18 protein-coding genes and 1 pseudogene are annotated in these 15,776 nt (G+C 65.4%); 7 read left to right on the top strand and 12 right to left on the bottom strand.

The features are described 5' to 3' along the window. Window positions 1–26 precede the first annotated feature (26 nt). Both CH295_RS08745 and CH295_RS08740 read left to right on the top strand, forming a co-directional pair. Window positions 27–827, top strand: coding sequence for an ABC transporter ATP-binding protein (locus CH295_RS08745; RefSeq protein ID WP_052048061.1), 801 nt, complete (start codon window positions 27–29; stop codon window positions 825–827). After that, complete coding sequence (locus CH295_RS08740) at window positions 824–2,407, top strand: ABC transporter permease (RefSeq protein ID WP_094740417.1); 1,584 nt, start codon at window positions 824–826, stop codon at window positions 2,405–2,407. The genes CH295_RS08745 and CH295_RS08740 overlap by 4 nt, the downstream gene beginning before the upstream one ends. Here CH295_RS08740 and CH295_RS08735 read toward each other — a convergent pair. Together CH295_RS08735 and CH295_RS08730 are read right to left on the bottom strand one after the other, a co-directional pair. Then, complete coding sequence (locus tag CH295_RS08735) at window positions 2,399–2,959, bottom strand: sugar O-acetyltransferase (protein ID WP_094740416.1); 561 nt, start codon at window positions 2,957–2,959, stop codon at window positions 2,399–2,401. The genes CH295_RS08740 and CH295_RS08735 overlap by 9 nt on opposite strands. 10 nt (window positions 2,960–2,969) lie before the next feature. Beyond that, on the bottom strand, window positions 2,970–3,476 hold the full coding sequence (locus CH295_RS08730) for a GNAT family N-acetyltransferase (protein ID WP_094740415.1): 507 nt from the start codon (window positions 3,474–3,476) through the stop codon (window positions 2,970–2,972). A 32-nt stretch (window positions 3,477–3,508) separates the two neighbouring features. Here CH295_RS08730 and CH295_RS08725 point away from each other — a divergent pair, with 32 nt between their 5' ends. Both CH295_RS08725 and CH295_RS08720 read left to right on the top strand, forming a co-directional pair. Then, window positions 3,509–4,459 carry a D-2-hydroxyacid dehydrogenase gene (locus CH295_RS08725; RefSeq protein ID WP_170945823.1) on the top strand — a complete coding sequence of 317 codons (951 nt, stop codon included), beginning with the start codon at window positions 3,509–3,511 and terminating at the stop codon, window positions 4,457–4,459. A gap of 53 nt (window positions 4,460–4,512) precedes the next feature. Then, complete coding sequence (locus CH295_RS08720; protein WP_037195120.1) at window positions 4,513–4,956, top strand: SRPBCC family protein; 444 nt, start codon at window positions 4,513–4,515, stop codon at window positions 4,954–4,956. Here the strand turns inward: CH295_RS08720 and CH295_RS08715 are convergent. The 6 genes and pseudogenes from CH295_RS08715 to CH295_RS08695 all read right to left on the bottom strand — a co-directional run bounded on the left by CH295_RS08715 (window position 4,953) and on the right by CH295_RS08695 (window position 10,303). After that, window positions 4,953–6,203, bottom strand: coding sequence for an Nramp family divalent metal transporter (locus tag CH295_RS08715; RefSeq protein ID WP_094634976.1), 1,251 nt, complete (start codon window positions 6,201–6,203; stop codon window positions 4,953–4,955). The two genes, CH295_RS08720 and CH295_RS08715, sit on opposite strands and share 4 nt — an antisense overlap. A gap of 87 nt (window positions 6,204–6,290) precedes the next feature. Continuing rightward, a complete protein-coding gene (gene lppU / locus CH295_RS08710; RefSeq protein WP_502694480.1) occupies window positions 6,291–6,893 on the bottom strand; it encodes an LppU family putative lipoprotein in 603 nt (200 codons plus the stop codon). A gap of 118 nt (window positions 6,894–7,011) precedes the next feature. Further along, entirely contained in the window at window positions 7,012–8,256 is a 1,245-nt protein-coding gene (locus CH295_RS08705; protein WP_094740468.1) for a molybdopterin-dependent oxidoreductase, read from the bottom strand. 60 nt (window positions 8,257–8,316) lie between these two features. Continuing rightward, window positions 8,317–8,571 (bottom strand): annotated as a pseudogene (locus CH295_RS28600) (SCO6045 C-terminal-like domain-containing protein); the annotation flags it as partial. Further along, window positions 8,568–9,407: an MbnB/TglH/ChrH family RiPP precursor modification enzyme gene (locus tag CH295_RS08700; protein WP_094740467.1), complete on the bottom strand. Its 840-nt coding sequence runs from the start codon at window positions 9,405–9,407 to the stop codon at window positions 8,568–8,570. The pseudogene CH295_RS28600 and the gene CH295_RS08700, both read right to left, overlap by 4 nt. Then, complete coding sequence (locus tag CH295_RS08695; RefSeq protein ID WP_094740412.1) at window positions 9,404–10,303, bottom strand: TIGR04222 domain-containing membrane protein; 900 nt, start codon at window positions 10,301–10,303, stop codon at window positions 9,404–9,406. The genes CH295_RS08700 and CH295_RS08695 overlap by 4 nt, the downstream gene beginning before the upstream one ends. A gap of 159 nt (window positions 10,304–10,462) precedes the next feature. Here CH295_RS08695 and CH295_RS08690 point away from each other — a divergent pair, with 159 nt between their 5' ends. From CH295_RS08690 to CH295_RS08680, 3 genes are read left to right on the top strand one after another with little or no spacing between them, the layout of a single operon-like run. Continuing rightward, the gene (locus CH295_RS08690) at window positions 10,463–11,758 is read left to right on the top strand and encodes an HNH endonuclease (RefSeq protein WP_094740411.1); all 1,296 of its coding nucleotides are present in this window, start codon (window positions 10,463–10,465) and stop codon (window positions 11,756–11,758) included. Between the two features lie 60 nt (window positions 11,759–11,818). Next, entirely contained in the window at window positions 11,819–13,117 is a 1,299-nt protein-coding gene (locus tag CH295_RS08685) for a lipase family protein (protein ID WP_094740410.1), read from the top strand. 14 nt (window positions 13,118–13,131) lie between these two features. Further along, complete coding sequence (locus tag CH295_RS08680) at window positions 13,132–14,115, top strand: endonuclease/exonuclease/phosphatase family protein (protein WP_094740409.1); 984 nt, start codon at window positions 13,132–13,134, stop codon at window positions 14,113–14,115. Here the strand turns inward: CH295_RS08680 and CH295_RS08675 are convergent. The 4 genes from CH295_RS08675 to CH295_RS08660 are packed head-to-tail and all read right to left on the bottom strand — an operon-like array spanning window position 14,108 to window position 15,774. Continuing rightward, entirely contained in the window at window positions 14,108–14,686 is a 579-nt protein-coding gene (locus CH295_RS08675; RefSeq protein WP_094740408.1) for a hypothetical protein, read from the bottom strand. The genes CH295_RS08680 and CH295_RS08675 overlap by 8 nt on opposite strands. Continuing rightward, window positions 14,683–15,225: a DUF6286 domain-containing protein gene (locus CH295_RS08670; protein ID WP_094740407.1), complete on the bottom strand. Its 543-nt coding sequence runs from the start codon at window positions 15,223–15,225 to the stop codon at window positions 14,683–14,685. Before CH295_RS08670 ends, CH295_RS08675 begins: the two co-directional genes overlap by 4 nt. Continuing rightward, complete coding sequence (locus tag CH295_RS08665; RefSeq protein WP_037195612.1) at window positions 15,222–15,602, bottom strand: Asp23/Gls24 family envelope stress response protein; 381 nt, start codon at window positions 15,600–15,602, stop codon at window positions 15,222–15,224. Before CH295_RS08665 ends, CH295_RS08670 begins: the two co-directional genes overlap by 4 nt. Next, window positions 15,595–15,774, bottom strand: coding sequence for a hypothetical protein (locus CH295_RS08660; RefSeq protein ID WP_027495126.1), 180 nt, complete (start codon window positions 15,772–15,774; stop codon window positions 15,595–15,597). Before CH295_RS08660 ends, CH295_RS08665 begins: the two co-directional genes overlap by 8 nt. Between the last annotated feature and the right edge of the window lie 2 nt (window positions 15,775–15,776).

The raw sequence follows: 15,776 nt of genomic DNA, 5'->3' as shown, positions 1-15,776 counted from the left end.
GTACCGGGACGGACGATTCGTACCGGATGACGAACCCGCCCATACCGGTTAGTCTGTTACCCGTGCAAACGAATTCTGCTGCCCTGCTGATCGAGCACCTCTGCATGGCCTTCGGCCCCAAGGTTGCAGTCGACGACCTGTCGCTGATGGTTCCACCCGGGTCGATGTTCGGCCTCGTCGGCCCGAACGGCGCAGGAAAGACGACGTGTCTGTCCATGGCGGTCGGTCTGCTCAGGCCACAGTACGGACGAAGTCTGGTGTTCGGACGAGACGTCTGGGCCGATCCCATCGCCGCGAAAGAGCTACTCGGAGTACTGCCCGACGGACTCGCTCTGCCATCCCAGTTCACCGGCCACGAGCTCCTGACGTATTTCGGACGACTGCGCGCGATGCCCGAGGACGTCATCGCGCAGCGTCGAGACGAGCTGTTGAACGCGTTGGATCTCGCCGACGCCGGCGGAACCGTCATCGCCGACTACTCCGCGGGCATGACCAAGAAGATCGGACTGGCCTCGGCGCTGCTGCACGGACCCCGACTGCTGGTGCTGGACGAGCCCTTCGAGGCGGTCGACCCCATCTCCTCCACCACCATTCGCAACATTCTGGTCCAGTTCGTCAGGTCCGGCGGGTCCGTGATTCTGTCGAGCCACGTGATGGCCCTCGTCGAGCAACTCTGCACCCACGTCGGCGTCATCACCGGCGGCCGCGTCGTGGCGGTGGGAACGGTGGACGAGGTCCGCGCCGGCGGAAGCCTCGACGACGCCTTCGTTCGCCTCGTCGGTACTCGCGAGCAGAACCCCGACGGTCTGTCCTGGATGCGCTCGTGACGTCCCTCGGTCGCACCGCGCTGCAGATGCGAATCACGCTCTACCGCAGACAGTTCAAGGGCGGGCAAGCAGTGGTGAAGACCGTGTTCGGGTTGTTGGGCCTGGTCTTCGCCGTCGTGGCATGTGTGTTGTCTGCGCGCAGTGGAGCCTCGCAGGTGTTGGTCGGTGGCACCGTGAGCCTCGGGCTGACACTGATGGGTCTGAGCTGGGTACTGTTTCCGGTGCTCTCGGGGATCTCCGACGACAACATCCAACCCCGCCACTTCCAGATGCTGTCGGTGGAACCCGCACGCCTGGCGCGGGCGTTGTTGACCACGTCGGCGTACGGCATGGTGGTGCCGTTGACGGCCATCGCAACCGCGTCGATTCCGATCTATGCCGTGTCCCGTTCTCTCGCAACGCTTCCGCTTGCCCTGGTGGCCTGGCCTGCGACCGTCGTTCTCTTCGTGACGCTGTCCAGGGTGGTCACCGTGGCGATGTCTCAGCTGTTGAAGAGTCGGCGCAGTCGAGAGTTCGCTCTGCTCGCGTTCGGTGCGGTGTTCGGCGGCCTGTACTTCCTGCAGTTCCCCATCACCCAGAACTTCTCTCGGGTGCTGTCGGGTGAAGTGACATGGCCGTTGACACTGGCACATTCGATTCCGTTCAGCTGGGGAATCACCGGAGTCGATGCTGCGCTCGACGGTAATTGGCCGACGGCGATCGGCGCAGTGGCGGGACTGCTGCTGCTCGATGCCGTCCTGGTGTGGTCGTGGCAGCGACTCGTGCTGCGGCTCTTCGAGGGACGGGTGTCCGCCTCGTACGGCGCGTCGCGCAAGCAGATGGCAGCGAACGGCCACAACGGCGATACCGGCTGGCGTGCAACCCGTGTCGGCGCGGTGGTGACGCGCGAGCTGTCCCTGTGGCGCGGCGATATGCGTCGTCGAAGTCAGTTGCTGTCGGTCCTGATCTTCACGGTGCTCGGAGGCGTCGGTCCGTTGGTGACCGACTCGATTCCGTTCAGTGCCGCATGGGGTGCCTGGATGGTGATCTTCATGGCGATGGGCGCGGGCTCGAACCTGTACGGCCTCGACGGTGGTTCGATGTGGCACCTGGTGATGATTCCGCAGGCTCTGCGCGACGACGTTCGCGGTCGACAGATCGCATGGCTGATGGTCGCTGCACCGTTTGCGATCGTGTCCACGGCGGTCGTCCGAGTGTTCGGCGATCTCGGACTCGACCGGCTGGCGGTCCCCGTCTCGGTGACGTTGTCGATGCTCGGCGTCAGCGCTGGGCTCATCGTCGTGATCTCGGTCCGTGCCGCCTATCCGGTCCCCGAACCCACCAAGGCCTTCTCGCTGAACACCCGAGGGTCGTTCAACGGAGGGTCGTTCGCGTTGGTCCTGCTGTCGATGGTCGTGCTCGCAGTATCGGTGGTACCCGGTCTGCTGCTGGCACTACTGCTCCCCGGTGCCTTCGCGTATCTGTCCGTTCCCGTGGCCGCGGCGATCGGGTGGCTGGGGATGTGGTGGGGTGCGAGGATTGCCGTCGACACGCTCGTCGGTGACTCCGACAAGATCTTGCACGACGTGATCTCACGGTAGAGCGCGGATTGCCCGACACGGGTTGCCCGCAGCGAAGGTGTGCGACGGCACGTCGCGGGTGACGACGCTGCCTGCACCGATCACCGAGTTGTCGCCGATCGTGACTCCCGGGCAGACGATGACCCCCCCGCCCAGCCACACGTTGTTCCCTATGGTGATGGGAAGCGCGCTCTCCCAACGTGTTCGGCGTGCCTCGTGATCCTCCATGGGGTGCAGCGCCGTCAGCAGTTGTGCTCGTGGCCCGATCGATACATCGTCACCGATGGTGATGGGGGCGCAGTCCAACAGAATTGCGTCGTAGTTGAGGAAAGTGTTCGACCCGATGGAAATGTATGTGCCGTAATCGCATTGGAACCTGGGCATGATCCACGAATCGTCTCCGATGGATCCGAGCAGTTCGCTGAGCAGTTCACGCCTTTCTGCGTTCCGGTCTGCCGTGGTCGCGTTGAACCGGTCGAGCAGCTTCCCGCACGACACCCGGGACGCCACCAGGTCGGGGTCACTGTCTCGGTAGAGTTCGCCGCGCAGCATACGATCTCGGTTCTCGCCCATGGACGAGAGACTACCGATCGGTCGACTTCTCGAACAGGGCCACGCTGAACCACGCACTGCCGTCGGCGAACTCGCGGCGGCCGACGTGGCGGAACCCCTGATTCAGGTAGTAGCTGCGCAACTCACCGTTGGTCTCGGCGCAGTCCAGACGCAGCAGCGAGCGTCCTGCCCGACGAGTCTGCTCCGACGCCCAGTCGAGCAGCAACGTACCGAGGCCGGTGCCCGCCTCGCTTCTGTCGATCACCAATCCGTGTACGTAGCAGGCCGGTTCGTCGTGCTCGGGCCAGATGATCGGATCGGATCCGATCAAGCGTAGTGCTGCGGCTATCGGGCCGCGGGGATCGCGTCGGGCGACGTGGAACTCTCCTGCCTCGATCTGCGCAGCGACCGTGGTGAGGGGCACCTCGCGTGGCGTCCACTGATCGATGCCGCGAGCGAACAGCCAGTCCTCGGCGGCGTGCCGGAGGCCGAGTATCGTTGCCGCGTCGGAGGCAATTGCGGGTTCCACGATGAGCACGGTGTCATGGTACGGAGGTGGCGAGTCCTGTGGTGAACGTGCTTGTGGTCGAGAGTGGTTCGGACCGAAAGTCGTTCCCGGCGATCGATGGGGTCGACTTCCGACGCTGCTCGATCGATGAACTCGCCGATGTCGTGTCGTGGGCCGAGGTGCTGCTGTTTCGGACCTTCGAGACCGCCGATCTGCGGGCCGTCTGGCCCGATGCCGAGAACCTTCGCTGGATCCACGCGTCGAGCGCCGGCGTCGATCGACTGCTGGATCCGGTTCTGCGCGAGGGCCCGTGGCTGCTGACGAACTCCGGCGGAATCCTCGACCGGGCCATCGCCGAGTATGTCGCAGCCGGCATTCTGGCGTCGGTCAAGAAGCTGCCCCGCGCGCTTGCTCGGCAGCGCGATCGAGTCTGGGAGCACAGAGTCACCAGCGGAATTCATGGTCGCGCCGCTCTCGTCGTCGGTCCCGGTTTCATCGGGCGCGAGATCGGCCGGGTTCTCGGCGCGCTCGGGATGCGCGTCGATGCCGCCGCAACGTCCGAGCGGGCGGGCGATGCGGAGTTCTCGCGAATCCGAAACGTCCGACAATTGCCGACGTATGCAGGCGAATACGACGTGATCGTGCTGGCGACACCCTTGACCGACGCCACGCGCGGACTCGTCGACGCGGAGGTCCTGACGGCCATGCGCTCCGATTCGGGCCTGGTCAACGTCGCCCGCGGACCCGTCGTCGACGAACATGCCCTGTGTGACGCCCTGGGGTCCGGCAACATCGGGTGGGCGGTGTTGGACGTGTTCGAAGTCGAACCACTGCCGGAAACGAGCCCACTCTGGGGCATGGACAACGTCATCCTGACCGCGCATCTGGCGGGCGACGCCGACGACTTCGCCGAGCGTCTGTGGGCGCTGTTCGAGGACAACCTGCAGCGATATGTCCGCGGTTCGGCACTGGTCAACGTCGTGGACATGCGGTTGGGATACGTACGCCGCTGAAACGGACCGCGAAAGTATGCGTAACACTGCGTAGCGTGTACTAGGGTGCACCGGTGCGTGAAATAAATCGTTCGGCCGTGGCATCGACAAGTCGCGACGCGGCGTTCGCTTACATGGACGACTTCAGGAACGTCCCGCAGTGGATGTTCGGCATCACCCGGTTCGAGCCGAAGAGCGACATCCTGTCCGGCCTCGGTGCCACGTACGACGCGACGATGCAGATCGGTCCGAAGGCCCTCACCTCCGTTGTGCACGTGACCGAATGGGTCCACAACGAGAGGCTCACACTCGAATCGGTCGAGGGCCTGTCCAACTCGTCCACGTGGTCGTTCTCCGATACGGCAGACGGCGGTACCCGTCTGGACGTGGTGTTCCGCTACAGCCTGCCCGGCGGCATCGCGGGCAAGGTGCTCGGCGCTGTGGTCGAACCCGTTGTGGGTCAGGCGATCAAGCACACGGAGTCGACACTGCGGTCCCGCCTGGAAGCGGCCGACTAGTACACGTACTTGTCGAGCGCATCCAATACCTGGTCGACGGCGAGCCACGCGAACAGGAATGCGCAGACACCCAGCGTGAGGTTGGTGAACCAGCCGTTGCGCCACTGCCGCGGCACACGGTCGCTGTTGAGCAGAATCAACAGCGTCACCGCCAGGAACGGCATGAACACCGCCCCGAGGACGCCGTAGGTGAGCACGAGCCCGATCGGTTGGTCCAGCCAGAGCAGCGCCATGGGCGGGAACGTCAGCCACGCGACGTACCAGCGGAAGTATTTGCCGCCCACTCGCGTTTCCGGGTGACCCTGTTCGAGGCCCTTCAGATTGCCGACGAAGTCCGCGAACATCAGGCTCACGCCGTTCCACACCCCGATCAGCGACGAGAACGACGCCGACCAGAATCCGATGAGGAACACGTAGCCGAACACCGTGCCGTAGCGGTCGGCGAGTACGTCGGAGAGTTGGATCAACCCTTGATCGCCGGTGGAGATCGCGATCTGCGACGAGTACAGCAGTTCGGCACCGACGATGAGCATCGCGAGGACGAAGATGCCGGAGATGACGTAGGCCATCGAATTGTCGATGCGCATGACACGCATGAATTTCGGTGTGATCCAGCCTTTCTCGCGTAGCCAGTAGCCGTATGCGGCGAGCGTGATGGTGCCACCGACGCCACCGGCGAGGCCGAGGACGTACACGATCGAGCCGTCGGGAATGGTGGGGACGATGCCCTTGACGATCGCGGGAACGTTCGGAACCGCCACCACTGCAGCACCGATCACGGTGACGAACATGATCCCGACGAAGACGGTGATGATCTTCTCGAAGAATCCATAGCTGCCCAGCCAGATCAACGCGAACCCGAGGAGCCCGGATGCGATGGCGACGACCTTGAGATCCAGTGCCGGGAACAGTGCGACGATCGGTAACGCGCTCGACGACATCGCTGCCGCCCCGTAGACGAATCCCCAGATCACGATGTACGGCGCGAAATACACCGTCGTCCATCTACCCAGCGAACGCCAGCCCTGGAAGATCGTGTTGCCCGACGCCAACGTGTAACGGCCGGCACCTTCCACCAGAACGACTTTCATGACGACGCCGACGATGATGACCCAGAGCAGTGCGTAGCCGTAGCGCGAGCCGGCCACCAACGTGGCGACGAGGTCGGCGGCGCCGATGCCGGTTGCGGCGACCACCAGTCCGGGGCCGACCACCTTCCATTTCGGAGGTGCAGTGGTCTCGGTCATCGGTTCTCCTCGCGTGCCGGCGGGTGCTCAGTGACCTGTCTCACTCTTTACGAAACGCATGGTCTCTGGCAAGTCGGCTCGGCGCGACTAGGAGATCGTCGTGGTGCAGACGACGAATTGCCTTGATTCGTAGGCGAATCCACCTTCGGGGCATTCGTTGGGATCGGCGGTACCGGTTTTGATCTCGGTGACCTGTTCGACGTCGGTCGCACTGGGGTCGCTGCAGTCGACTCGTGATGGCTCGTCCATACCCATGGTGGGGACGCTCATGCAGCCGTCGACAACCCAGTCGACGTCGAGGCACAGAGCGCCCTGCTCGACCCCGTCGAGCGTCTCGTAGTAGGTCTGGTTCACGTCGGTGGGGCACTGCTCGTTCTGCTCGGCCTTGGCGATGACCTTGTAGTTCGATTCCATGCTGCCGCATTCGGCGTTCTCGATGGTGGCGGCCGTCATCGTCCCGCCGAGCTGGACGCATTGACCGATCTCCACATCGATGTCGGTGGAGCCGCCGGCGTCGATGCCCTCTTGGCCCGAGACGTCGTCGGTCGTGCTGGGAGCGGTGGACGTCGAGGCGGCTGTGGTGGTATCTGCGGCGACCGCGTTGCCGGCTTCGGACGACGAACAGCCTGCGGCGAACAGCAGAGTGAGAGCTGCACCTGCGGCGAGGAGGCCTCTGGACAAAGCAAGCATGGCGACATGACCTTCGGAACTCATCCAGGCGAGGGCATACCCTCGTCGGCAGCCCCGCGGGCCACCGAAGAAAGATTCTTTACCATTCGCGGGGGTTTGAAAAGCGCACAGCTGGAAGTCACGAACGGAACACGATGTCGGCGACCCATTTGGTGTTGTGGACGCCCGGGAGGGCAGGAACGATCACGCGCGCGGGAAATCCGTGATCGAGCGAGAGATCGACACCGTTGACCTTCAAGGCCAGCAACGAGTCCGGATGCGCCGCTTGATTTCCCTGCAGCACCGCACGGGTGAAGGCTCCGTTCTGCTCCAGCGAGCTCACCTCGGCCGAGCGCGGTGCGGGGACGCCTGCCAGCGCGGCGAGTTCGGCCAACGGGACGCCGGTCCACGTCTGCGTGGTGGACCATCCTTCGACGCACGCGATCGGAAGTTCGGCAGTGCGCTGCGGCATCGACAGCAGCCTGCCTCGGGTCAACACGATCGGGACGGCGTCCTCGGCTGCGCTGCTGATCGTCAGTTGCCAGTCGGCTCCGGTCTGCGCCTCGGTGATCCCCGCGGCTTCGGCCGTTCGGTTGATCTGGAAGTCGTTGGGGCCATCACCGTAGGAGCGCCCGCGGGGTAGCAGAATCGCTGCCTTGCGCAGCACTCCCCCGAGCGTCTGTCCCACCGTCAGCACGGCGATGAAACCCATTCCTGCAGCGACCAATCCGATGGCACCGCGTCGACTCATGGTCGACGGAGGGTTGTCGTCGGTCTGCTGGTCCGGCGCTTCGTTGCGGGCGCGCAGAACGTCCATCAGCGACTCGGACCGCAGGGTGCGCCACATCAGCGGGACCTTGAGACCCAGGTGGACCAGAAATCCGGAGATGAACACCCAGGCACCGAAGTAGTGAGCGGCGTAGAAGTCGAAACCGAACACGTAGTCGTACTGGATGTTGAGAACACCGGTGACGATCTCGAACAGCAAGCCACCGACCAGTGCCAACAGCGACAGTCGTTCGAGCGCATGTGCAGGCGATCGAACCGGTGGCAGTTCGACGAGCTTGGGCATCACCGACCACAGTTTGGCGATGACGAGCGGCACGATGATCAGCCCGAGCCCGACATGCAGGCCCTGCGTGAGTTGGTACAGCCAGGCAGGGTCGGTGGGCCAGTCGAAGTACGGCAACCGCAGCCACCCCACGGCACCGGGTTTGGCCTGGCCGAACTGCGGCCCGTAGGCGCTGTACGAGAGCAACCCCGTCACCGTGACGATCGGCAGCGCAACGAGAAGCACCGCACCGAACAGCGACGTCAACCACGTCCCGCGCAGCGGACTGCGAAAGCGCACGAGAGAGTTGCGGGCTTCGGCCATGTAGGGCATTCGCTGCCCAGGCAGTCCCGGATGTGTCGCGTCCAACTCCCCTGCCCGACGCATCGCCTCGTAGAAGGCTTTCGCATCGGCGGCGGTGGACGTCTTGGGTCGGTCGGACGCCCATCGGTCGAACAGCTCGTCGTACCTCTCCCCCAGCGCCGACGGCGCCGCCGGGTACCGAGCCGCGATCTCGGCTGCCCGCTTGCGCAGCAGAGCTGTTCGCGTGGCGTCGATGGTGGCCGAATCGAACCCCGGGGGCAGCGGGTCTCCCGCGACGAGTGCGCGGATCAGCTCCTTCTGTCGTCGCGCCAAGTTCTCGTTCACGTGGTCCGGCCCAGCAGCCGGTTCGGGGTGATTCGTGTCAGGCCGGCGGAATCGGAGATCGCATCGAGTTCGTCGAACAGCTCGTGTTCGGGCGGGTAATGGCCGTCGCGTTCGAGCATCAACGGCGGGCGGTGCCCTGCCGCGGTGAACGTGCGGAGCAGCTCGAGCACTTCCTCCGGTACGGATGCAGTGTGCGTGTCGTGGTAGAAGCCGTCGCGAACGGTGCCACCGGCGATGTGGCAGTAGGCAATTCGTTCCAGGGGCAGTCGTGTCAGTTCGATCCAGGGGTCACGGCGTCGGTTGCGCGCGTTGGCATGGACGTTGGCGATGTCCAACACCAGACACACGCCCGTGCGTTCGACCAGCTCGGTGAGAAACTCGCTCTCGGTGAGCTCGTCGTCCGGCCAATCGAACAGTGCCGCAATGTTTTCCACGGCCAGCGGGACGGAAAGGCCGTCCTGGGTCCGCGTGATGTTGCGAGCCAGCACCGTCAGGGCTTCACGAGTCCGCGGCACCGGTAGCAAGTGACCGGCCTCGATTCCGTCGGCGCGGACGAAGGCGACGTGCTCGCTGACGATCGGTGAGCCGAGCATCGACGCCACCCGTTCCAGGTGCGCAATTCGGTGCGGCTCGACCGGCTCGGCACCGCCCAGGGACAGGGCGATTCCATGAGTGACGACGGGGACGCCCAACGCGGTGAGGCGCTCCGGTGCGTGGTCCCCGATCGATTCGGCGATCACCTCGCAGAACGCGAGACCCGGCAATTGCGAGATGATCCCCGAAATCTCGGAGCGCCAACCGATTCCGAGGCCCGCAGGCAGGGCATCGATGCTCACCCGCCGCACCCGCCGCCGCAGCCGCCACCGCCACCACCGCCGTCACCGCCGCCGCTGTCGCCACTGCTTCCGCTGTCGCCGCCGAATCCGAACGATGCAGCTCCGCCGGCGTGAGCGGATCCGTAGCTCAGCGCGCCCGCCATCGCTGGATCGAGCAGCATCAGTGCTCCCGCTCCGAAGAGCGCGGCCGACATGCCAGCGCGCGACGGACCGTAGGCGGTGAAGGACGGGCGAGAGCGTGGCGAGAGATAGTCGTTCTCGGTGCGGAGGCGTCGCAGTTCGGCATCGCCGAGTGCGGTTCGACGTCGTCGGCGAACTGCGAACGGAAGTGCCACGAGCAGCAGGACGACGATGCCGACGAGGAAGCCGACCGGCTTACCGTTCGCGATGCCTGCAACGATGCGTGCGACCCCGAGGGCTGCGACGAAGAGGATGGGGAACGTTCGGGGCAGCATGGGCTGCGCGGCGGCGCCGTGCATCAAGCCTTCGTCGACGAGAGCGTTACGCAGCTGCGCACACGAACCGGACATGTTCGTCACCAGCCGGGATCGAACCAGGGGTGCCTTTCCGCTGCCGAGTCGTTCGAGGACGGCGCGCGTGAACCAATCCAGCTGCATGCGCTCGGAATCGGTCAGGGTGCGCCGCCGACTTCCCCGCGAATCGATCACGTCGGCACCGCGCAGGATTGCCAACGACGCCATCACCGCCTGGTCGTCGCTGGTGAGCGCCCCGACCTCGGGTGGGGTGAGGGCTCGTCCGGTCGGCGATGCCGAAGCGGACCGATGTGCAGCGAGCCGGTTACTCACCAGCGTCAGGGCCACTGCGAGGACGGCTGCGAGTAGATACCACCGCAGGAACTCCGCGCCGGCAATGCCCCAGGTGTCGGTACTCTCCACGGCTGCACCACCCTTCGGTCGGAACCAGCATCTGGTGTCAGTATCGGGCCCACCGGCCAGAAAGCAAGCCCGAGACGTCCCCGCGGGGACGAGTCGAACCCCGTCGAGAAGTTCTTGTCGGTGCCCCACCGTACTGTTCGTCGAACATGTATTCGATGAATGGGGGCGTTCGTGATCGACATGGCCGAGACGGGATCCGAGGCGGGACGGATCGAGACGAGAGAGATCGAAACCGAGATATGCGCTCTGGCCGGTCAGATCGCTGCGGCGTCGGCGCAGTATCTGATCTTGGTGGGTGAGTTCGACGTGCGACGCGGATGGGCGGGCTGGGAAGTGCGGTCGTGTGCGCACTGGTTGTCCTGGCGTGCGGGAGTCGACCTGCACACGGCCCGTGAGCAGGTGCGGGTTGCCAAAGCGATGCGAGAGCTACCGCTGATCACCTCGGCGTATCTGAGCGGCACGGTCTCGTACTCGAAGGTACGGGCGATGACGCGGGTGGCGACGGCCGAGAACGAGGCGTCGCTGCTGCAGAAGGCGCTCGATGCTCCCGCCGCACATATCGAACGGCTCTGCCGTGGTCTGAAGAAGGCGATGCGTCCCACTCGGCAGAACGGTGTGGACCGAGATCCGTGCGTCGGACGGTGGCGCTGGGACGAGGACGACGGCTCGCTCGTGCTGACGGCGCGCTTTCGGCCCGAGGACGGTAAACGGATCATGGCTGCATTGACCAGGGCGGAGTACGAACGCACCCGCACGGAGGAGGAACGCGGCGCAGATCGGGCCGCCCCCGCTCCCATCGATCCGGTGCCGGCGATGATCGCCATGGCCGAGATGGTCTGCGCTGCGCTGGATTCGCCGGTTGTCTCACCGGCAGCGGAAGTGTTGGTCCACATCGGCAACAGTGCCGAAGCCGGATGCGATCACGCCCATTTCGACGACGGCCCGGGTCTGGACGACGAAACGTTGGCTCAGGTGCTGTGCTGCGCAGTCGTGCGGACGGTCGGTCACGGCCGCCTCGGCAAGACCGTGCGTTGGAGTGCCACCGCCAAGGCTCCGAGCCGAACCCAGTTGCGTCAGTTGATCATTCGCGACCGATGCTGCGCGGTGCCGGGATGCGGCCGTACTCGCTTCATGCATGCGCATCATGTCACCTATCGGTCACGCGGTGGTGAGACCACTCTCGACAACCTGGTCCTGCTGTGCGGCGAACACCATCGAGCGCTGCACGACGGTTACTTCTTCATCGAAGCCCGTGGAGATCAACGCTTCTCGTTTCGTCATCCGTCGGGAACCGAGGTAATCCACGCTCCCGCGATGTCGGGAGTCGCCGACGAGATGAGGCGACGGTACGGCGGCATCGCGCCCGACGCCATCGTCCCGAACTGGGGTGGTGAAGGCCTCGACCTCAGCTACGCGACCGATGTCCTGATCACCAATTGGCAGCAGGCTGCATGAAATGGGGTCGTCGAGGGCAAGTTAGTGTGACGGCGAGACTCGGACAAGAAGCGGTGGCACATGAGCGTCGACAGATCATTGGGGGACGAACAGCCCTGGCCGGTGGAACGAGCACCGAGCCGGAGCGACGCGACCAGGCCCGAGGACGACCCTTTCTACACTGCGCCCGAGGGGTACGAAGCAGCTCTACCGGGCACGATTCTCAAGGTGCGGCCGGTCGAGGTCGCGATGTTCGGTCGCGTGCGCCAGCGAGTCGACGCCTGGCAGCTGCTCTATCGCACCGCTGATCTCGGTGGTTTTCCGCAGGCCAGCGTCACGACTGTGCTGCGCCCGCGGGATGCCCAGCCGGTGCTGCTGTCGTATCAGTGTGCGATCGACGGCGTCGCATCCTCGTGTTTCCCGTCCTATGCGCTTCGGCGTGGCTCGCGGGCGTTCGGTGCGGTTCCGCAGTTCGAGTTCCTGCTGGTACTGCACGCCCTGCGCCGTGGTTGGACCATCTCGATCCCGGACCACGAGGGTCCCGACGGTCACTGGGGTTCGCCGCAGGAACCCGGGTTCTGCACGCTCGACGCCGTTCGCGCGGCGCTGTCGTTCGAGCCGCTGGAACGGCATTCGACCACGCCGGTAGCGCTGTGGGGCTACTCGGGCGGCGGGCTCGCGACATCCTGGGCGGCGGAGATGGCGCCGGAATACGCTCCGGAGATCGAAGTGGTCGGTGCCGCCCTCGGCTCGCCCGTCGGAGATCCAGGTTCGGCGTTCACCAGGCTTAACGCAACGTTCCATTCGGCGTTGCCGACACTGGTGGTTGCGGGTCTGCGACGCACCTATCCCGAGCTGGACCGGGTCATTCGCCAGTACGTGGACGAGGACGGAATGCGCATTCTCGATTCCGTCGAGAACATGACGACCGTCCGGGCTGTCACCCGCCTCGCGCGGCACGATCTGGACCGCTACATCGACGTTCCGTTGGCAGACTTGCTGGCTCTGCCCGAGATCGTGCAGGTGTTCCAGGACATTCAGCCGGGCCGAACGGCTCCGACGGCACCGCTGCTGGTCGTTCAGTCGGTGCACGATCAGATCATTGCCGTCGACGACGTGGACGGGCAGGTGGATCGGTACATCGAGGCGGGTGCCCACGTGACCTATCTACGAGATCGGCTGAGCGAACACCTGTCGCTGCACCCGCTCAGCGCGCCGCTGACACTGGACTGGCTGGCCGATCGATTCGCCGGCCTGCCGGTCGAGGAACCGTCGACGCGAACGGTGTGGTCCACAGCGTTCTCGCTCTCGGCGGTGCGCGGGTTGTTGTCGCTGACCTGGACAACCATCACAGCGTTGGTCGTCGGCATCCGGGCGTAGCTACTCTCGGGCTGATGCGACGAACCTGGATACGAATACTCACCGGCACGATCGCCATTCTGGGCATCGCCACCGGGCTCGTGGCGATGGGCGTCTACTACACCGACACCCGGGTCAACGTGCTGATCGCGCTCGCGTCGTTCGCTCCGTTGATGTTCGTCGCCGTCGTCGTCGCTGCCCTGGTGGCGTTGATCGGTCGACGCTGGGTTCTGGCGGGAGTCTCCGCGCTGGTGCTCGCTGCAGGCGCATTCGCGTACGCACCGCTCTACGTTGCGGACGCGGCACCCGAGGACGGCACGAGCTCCGACGGCGTACGACTGCGCGTGATGCAGGCGAATCTGATGATCGGGCTGGCCGATCCGACTGTCGTGGTCGGGCAGGCCCGCGACAGCGCCGTCGATGTCGTCACGATTCAGGAATTGACCGACGCATCGGTCATCGGTCTGCGTGACGCCGGCATGGAAGAGCTCTTTCCCTACCGCTACCTCCAGCCGCACGTGACAGGCGGCGGTGGGGCCGGAATCTACAGCCGATTCCCGATCTCGGACAACCGTGAGCTCGACGGGTACGGCCCGGTGAATCTCGCCACCGAGGTCGAGATCCCCGGTTCCGAGCCGGTCACGCTGCTGGCCGTGCATCCCGGTCCCGCCTACATCACCCCGGCCGATATCTGGACCGCCGAATTGGACACGCTCCGAGACGATTTGGAGGCAGCGGCGGGCAGCGGTCCGGTGATCGTCAGCGGCGACTTCAACACGACGTACTCGCACAAGAAGTTCCGCAACCTGCTCGACGCCGGATATTCGGACGCCGCAGCGCAATTGGGGATGGGACTGATTCCCACGTATCCGACGGACAAGGGGACACCGGCCGTCGTCGGGATCGACCATATCCTCACCAACACCGGTCATGCTCGGTCCTTGGAGCGAATCGATCTCCCCGGATCGGACCACCATGGGTTGATCGGGGAGATCGAGTTCTCCTCGAGCGTCAGCTGACGCGAACGACCTGCTTCCGAGACTTGCCGCATTGCAGGAGGATTCGCACCGCGGCGGGAGTGCCGTCCAGCGACGTCACGATCTCGTTGCGGGTCTGTGCCGCCGCGCTTGCCACCTTGTCGAGTGACGTGACTGCTGGGTCGAGCGTCGCGGTGATCTCGACGACTCTCTGACCACGGTCGGACACCGAACGACCGGTCGCCGAGACGACACCTTCGTGCGCGGCCAGTGACTTCGCGGCGCTTCGAGCAGCCGTTCCCAGGTCGACACTGAGCCGGCCGTCGACATCTGCATCCGCAGTGGACGCGAAAGCGACGGTGCCGACCGAGCGGCGCGGCAGGTGGGCGAGTAGCCACCACAGACCGAGCAGAACGAGGACGATGGCTGCTGCTCCGAGAGCCCAGGGCCACCAGCCTGCGTCGACGGCGGTGTCGACGAAGGCCGCGTCGAGACGTTCGCGGCCGGGAAACTGTCCGCGCTCCCAGGCGATTGCTCCGCCGCCCAGAGCGATCAGGGCAAGGCCGACGACGGCGGTGCTGGTTCGGTCGACCGAAGCGGTGGCGCGTTTCACGATGGTTGTCCTGTCGTTCGCACTCGGGTGCGGACCTTGGGAGCCGACGCGAGTGGGCGGAGGGCGTCGTCCACGGAGGTGACGACGGAGGACTTCAGCTCCGAGGTGTCAGTGCCGGCGACGGTGGACACGGCGACGGTGACCTTCTTGTTGCCGGCCTTGGCGGTCGCAGAATCGACTCCGACGCTGTCGAGAGCGGCGGTGCGGGCAACGGCTGCTACGTCGCCCTTGCGGAGCCAGACGTCCTGCTCGGAGAGGGCGCGGTGGGTGCGCCGACGGGGGCGGATCGCGGCGAAAACCAGAACGAAGCCCACGACGACCGCGGCGATGCCTGCGGGCAGCATCCACTGCTGCGCGGTGAGTCCGTCCAGGTTCGTGGCGGCGGGTTCGACCCACTCGGGGCCGTCGATGGCACCCAGGGCGAGCAGTGCCTCGCGGCCGAGGACCACTCCGGCACCGATGAGGACGAGTGCGAACAGGATTGCGGGTACGGCTGCGGTGGGGTTCGCCACCGGCTTCTTGCCTGCCTTCTCGATCACTGCACTCTCCCTTCTTCATGGGTGGCCTCGGCGGGTACGCATTGGACGGTGACGTCGACACGGTCGACGGTGTAGATGCCCAGCTCGGACAGATCCCGTGCCACGGCGGCACGGACGTCGGCGGCCACCTTCGCCAGCGGCGAGGGCCACGTGACCGCCACCGCTACCTGCGCGCGCACACGGGAGCCGTTGACCGTCACGTCGGCCTTGGGCAGATCGCGCCCACCGAGGACGCGTAGACCCGGCTGAGGTCGGGCGACCGCGTCGGTGCTGCGGGCAGCGAGGACGGCGAGACGCTCGACGGCTTTGTGCTTGATCTCCAGCGATCCGCGTTGACCGGCGTCCCCGAGCGTGTCGGTCGTCACTGTCTCAGTCACGACCGCGACCACGCATGATCGAGTTCAGGTCCAGCTCGCCGTCGATGTAGCGGCCGACGAAGAAGCCGAGGCCGCCGAGAACGATGGCGATGAGGAAGCCGGTGAAGCCGCCTGCCGCTGCGGCGATGGCCAGCAGAAGTCCCACGAACAAACCGATGGTCGCTGTGGTCATGG

The sequence above is a fragment of the Rhodococcus sp. 14-2483-1-2 genome, from assembly GCF_002259405.1.
Classification (GTDB): Bacteria; Actinomycetota; Actinomycetes; order Mycobacteriales; family Mycobacteriaceae; genus Rhodococcoides.
The sequence above is the reverse complement of the archived record's forward strand: the minus strand, read 5'-3'. Positions and strand labels throughout refer to the sequence as shown.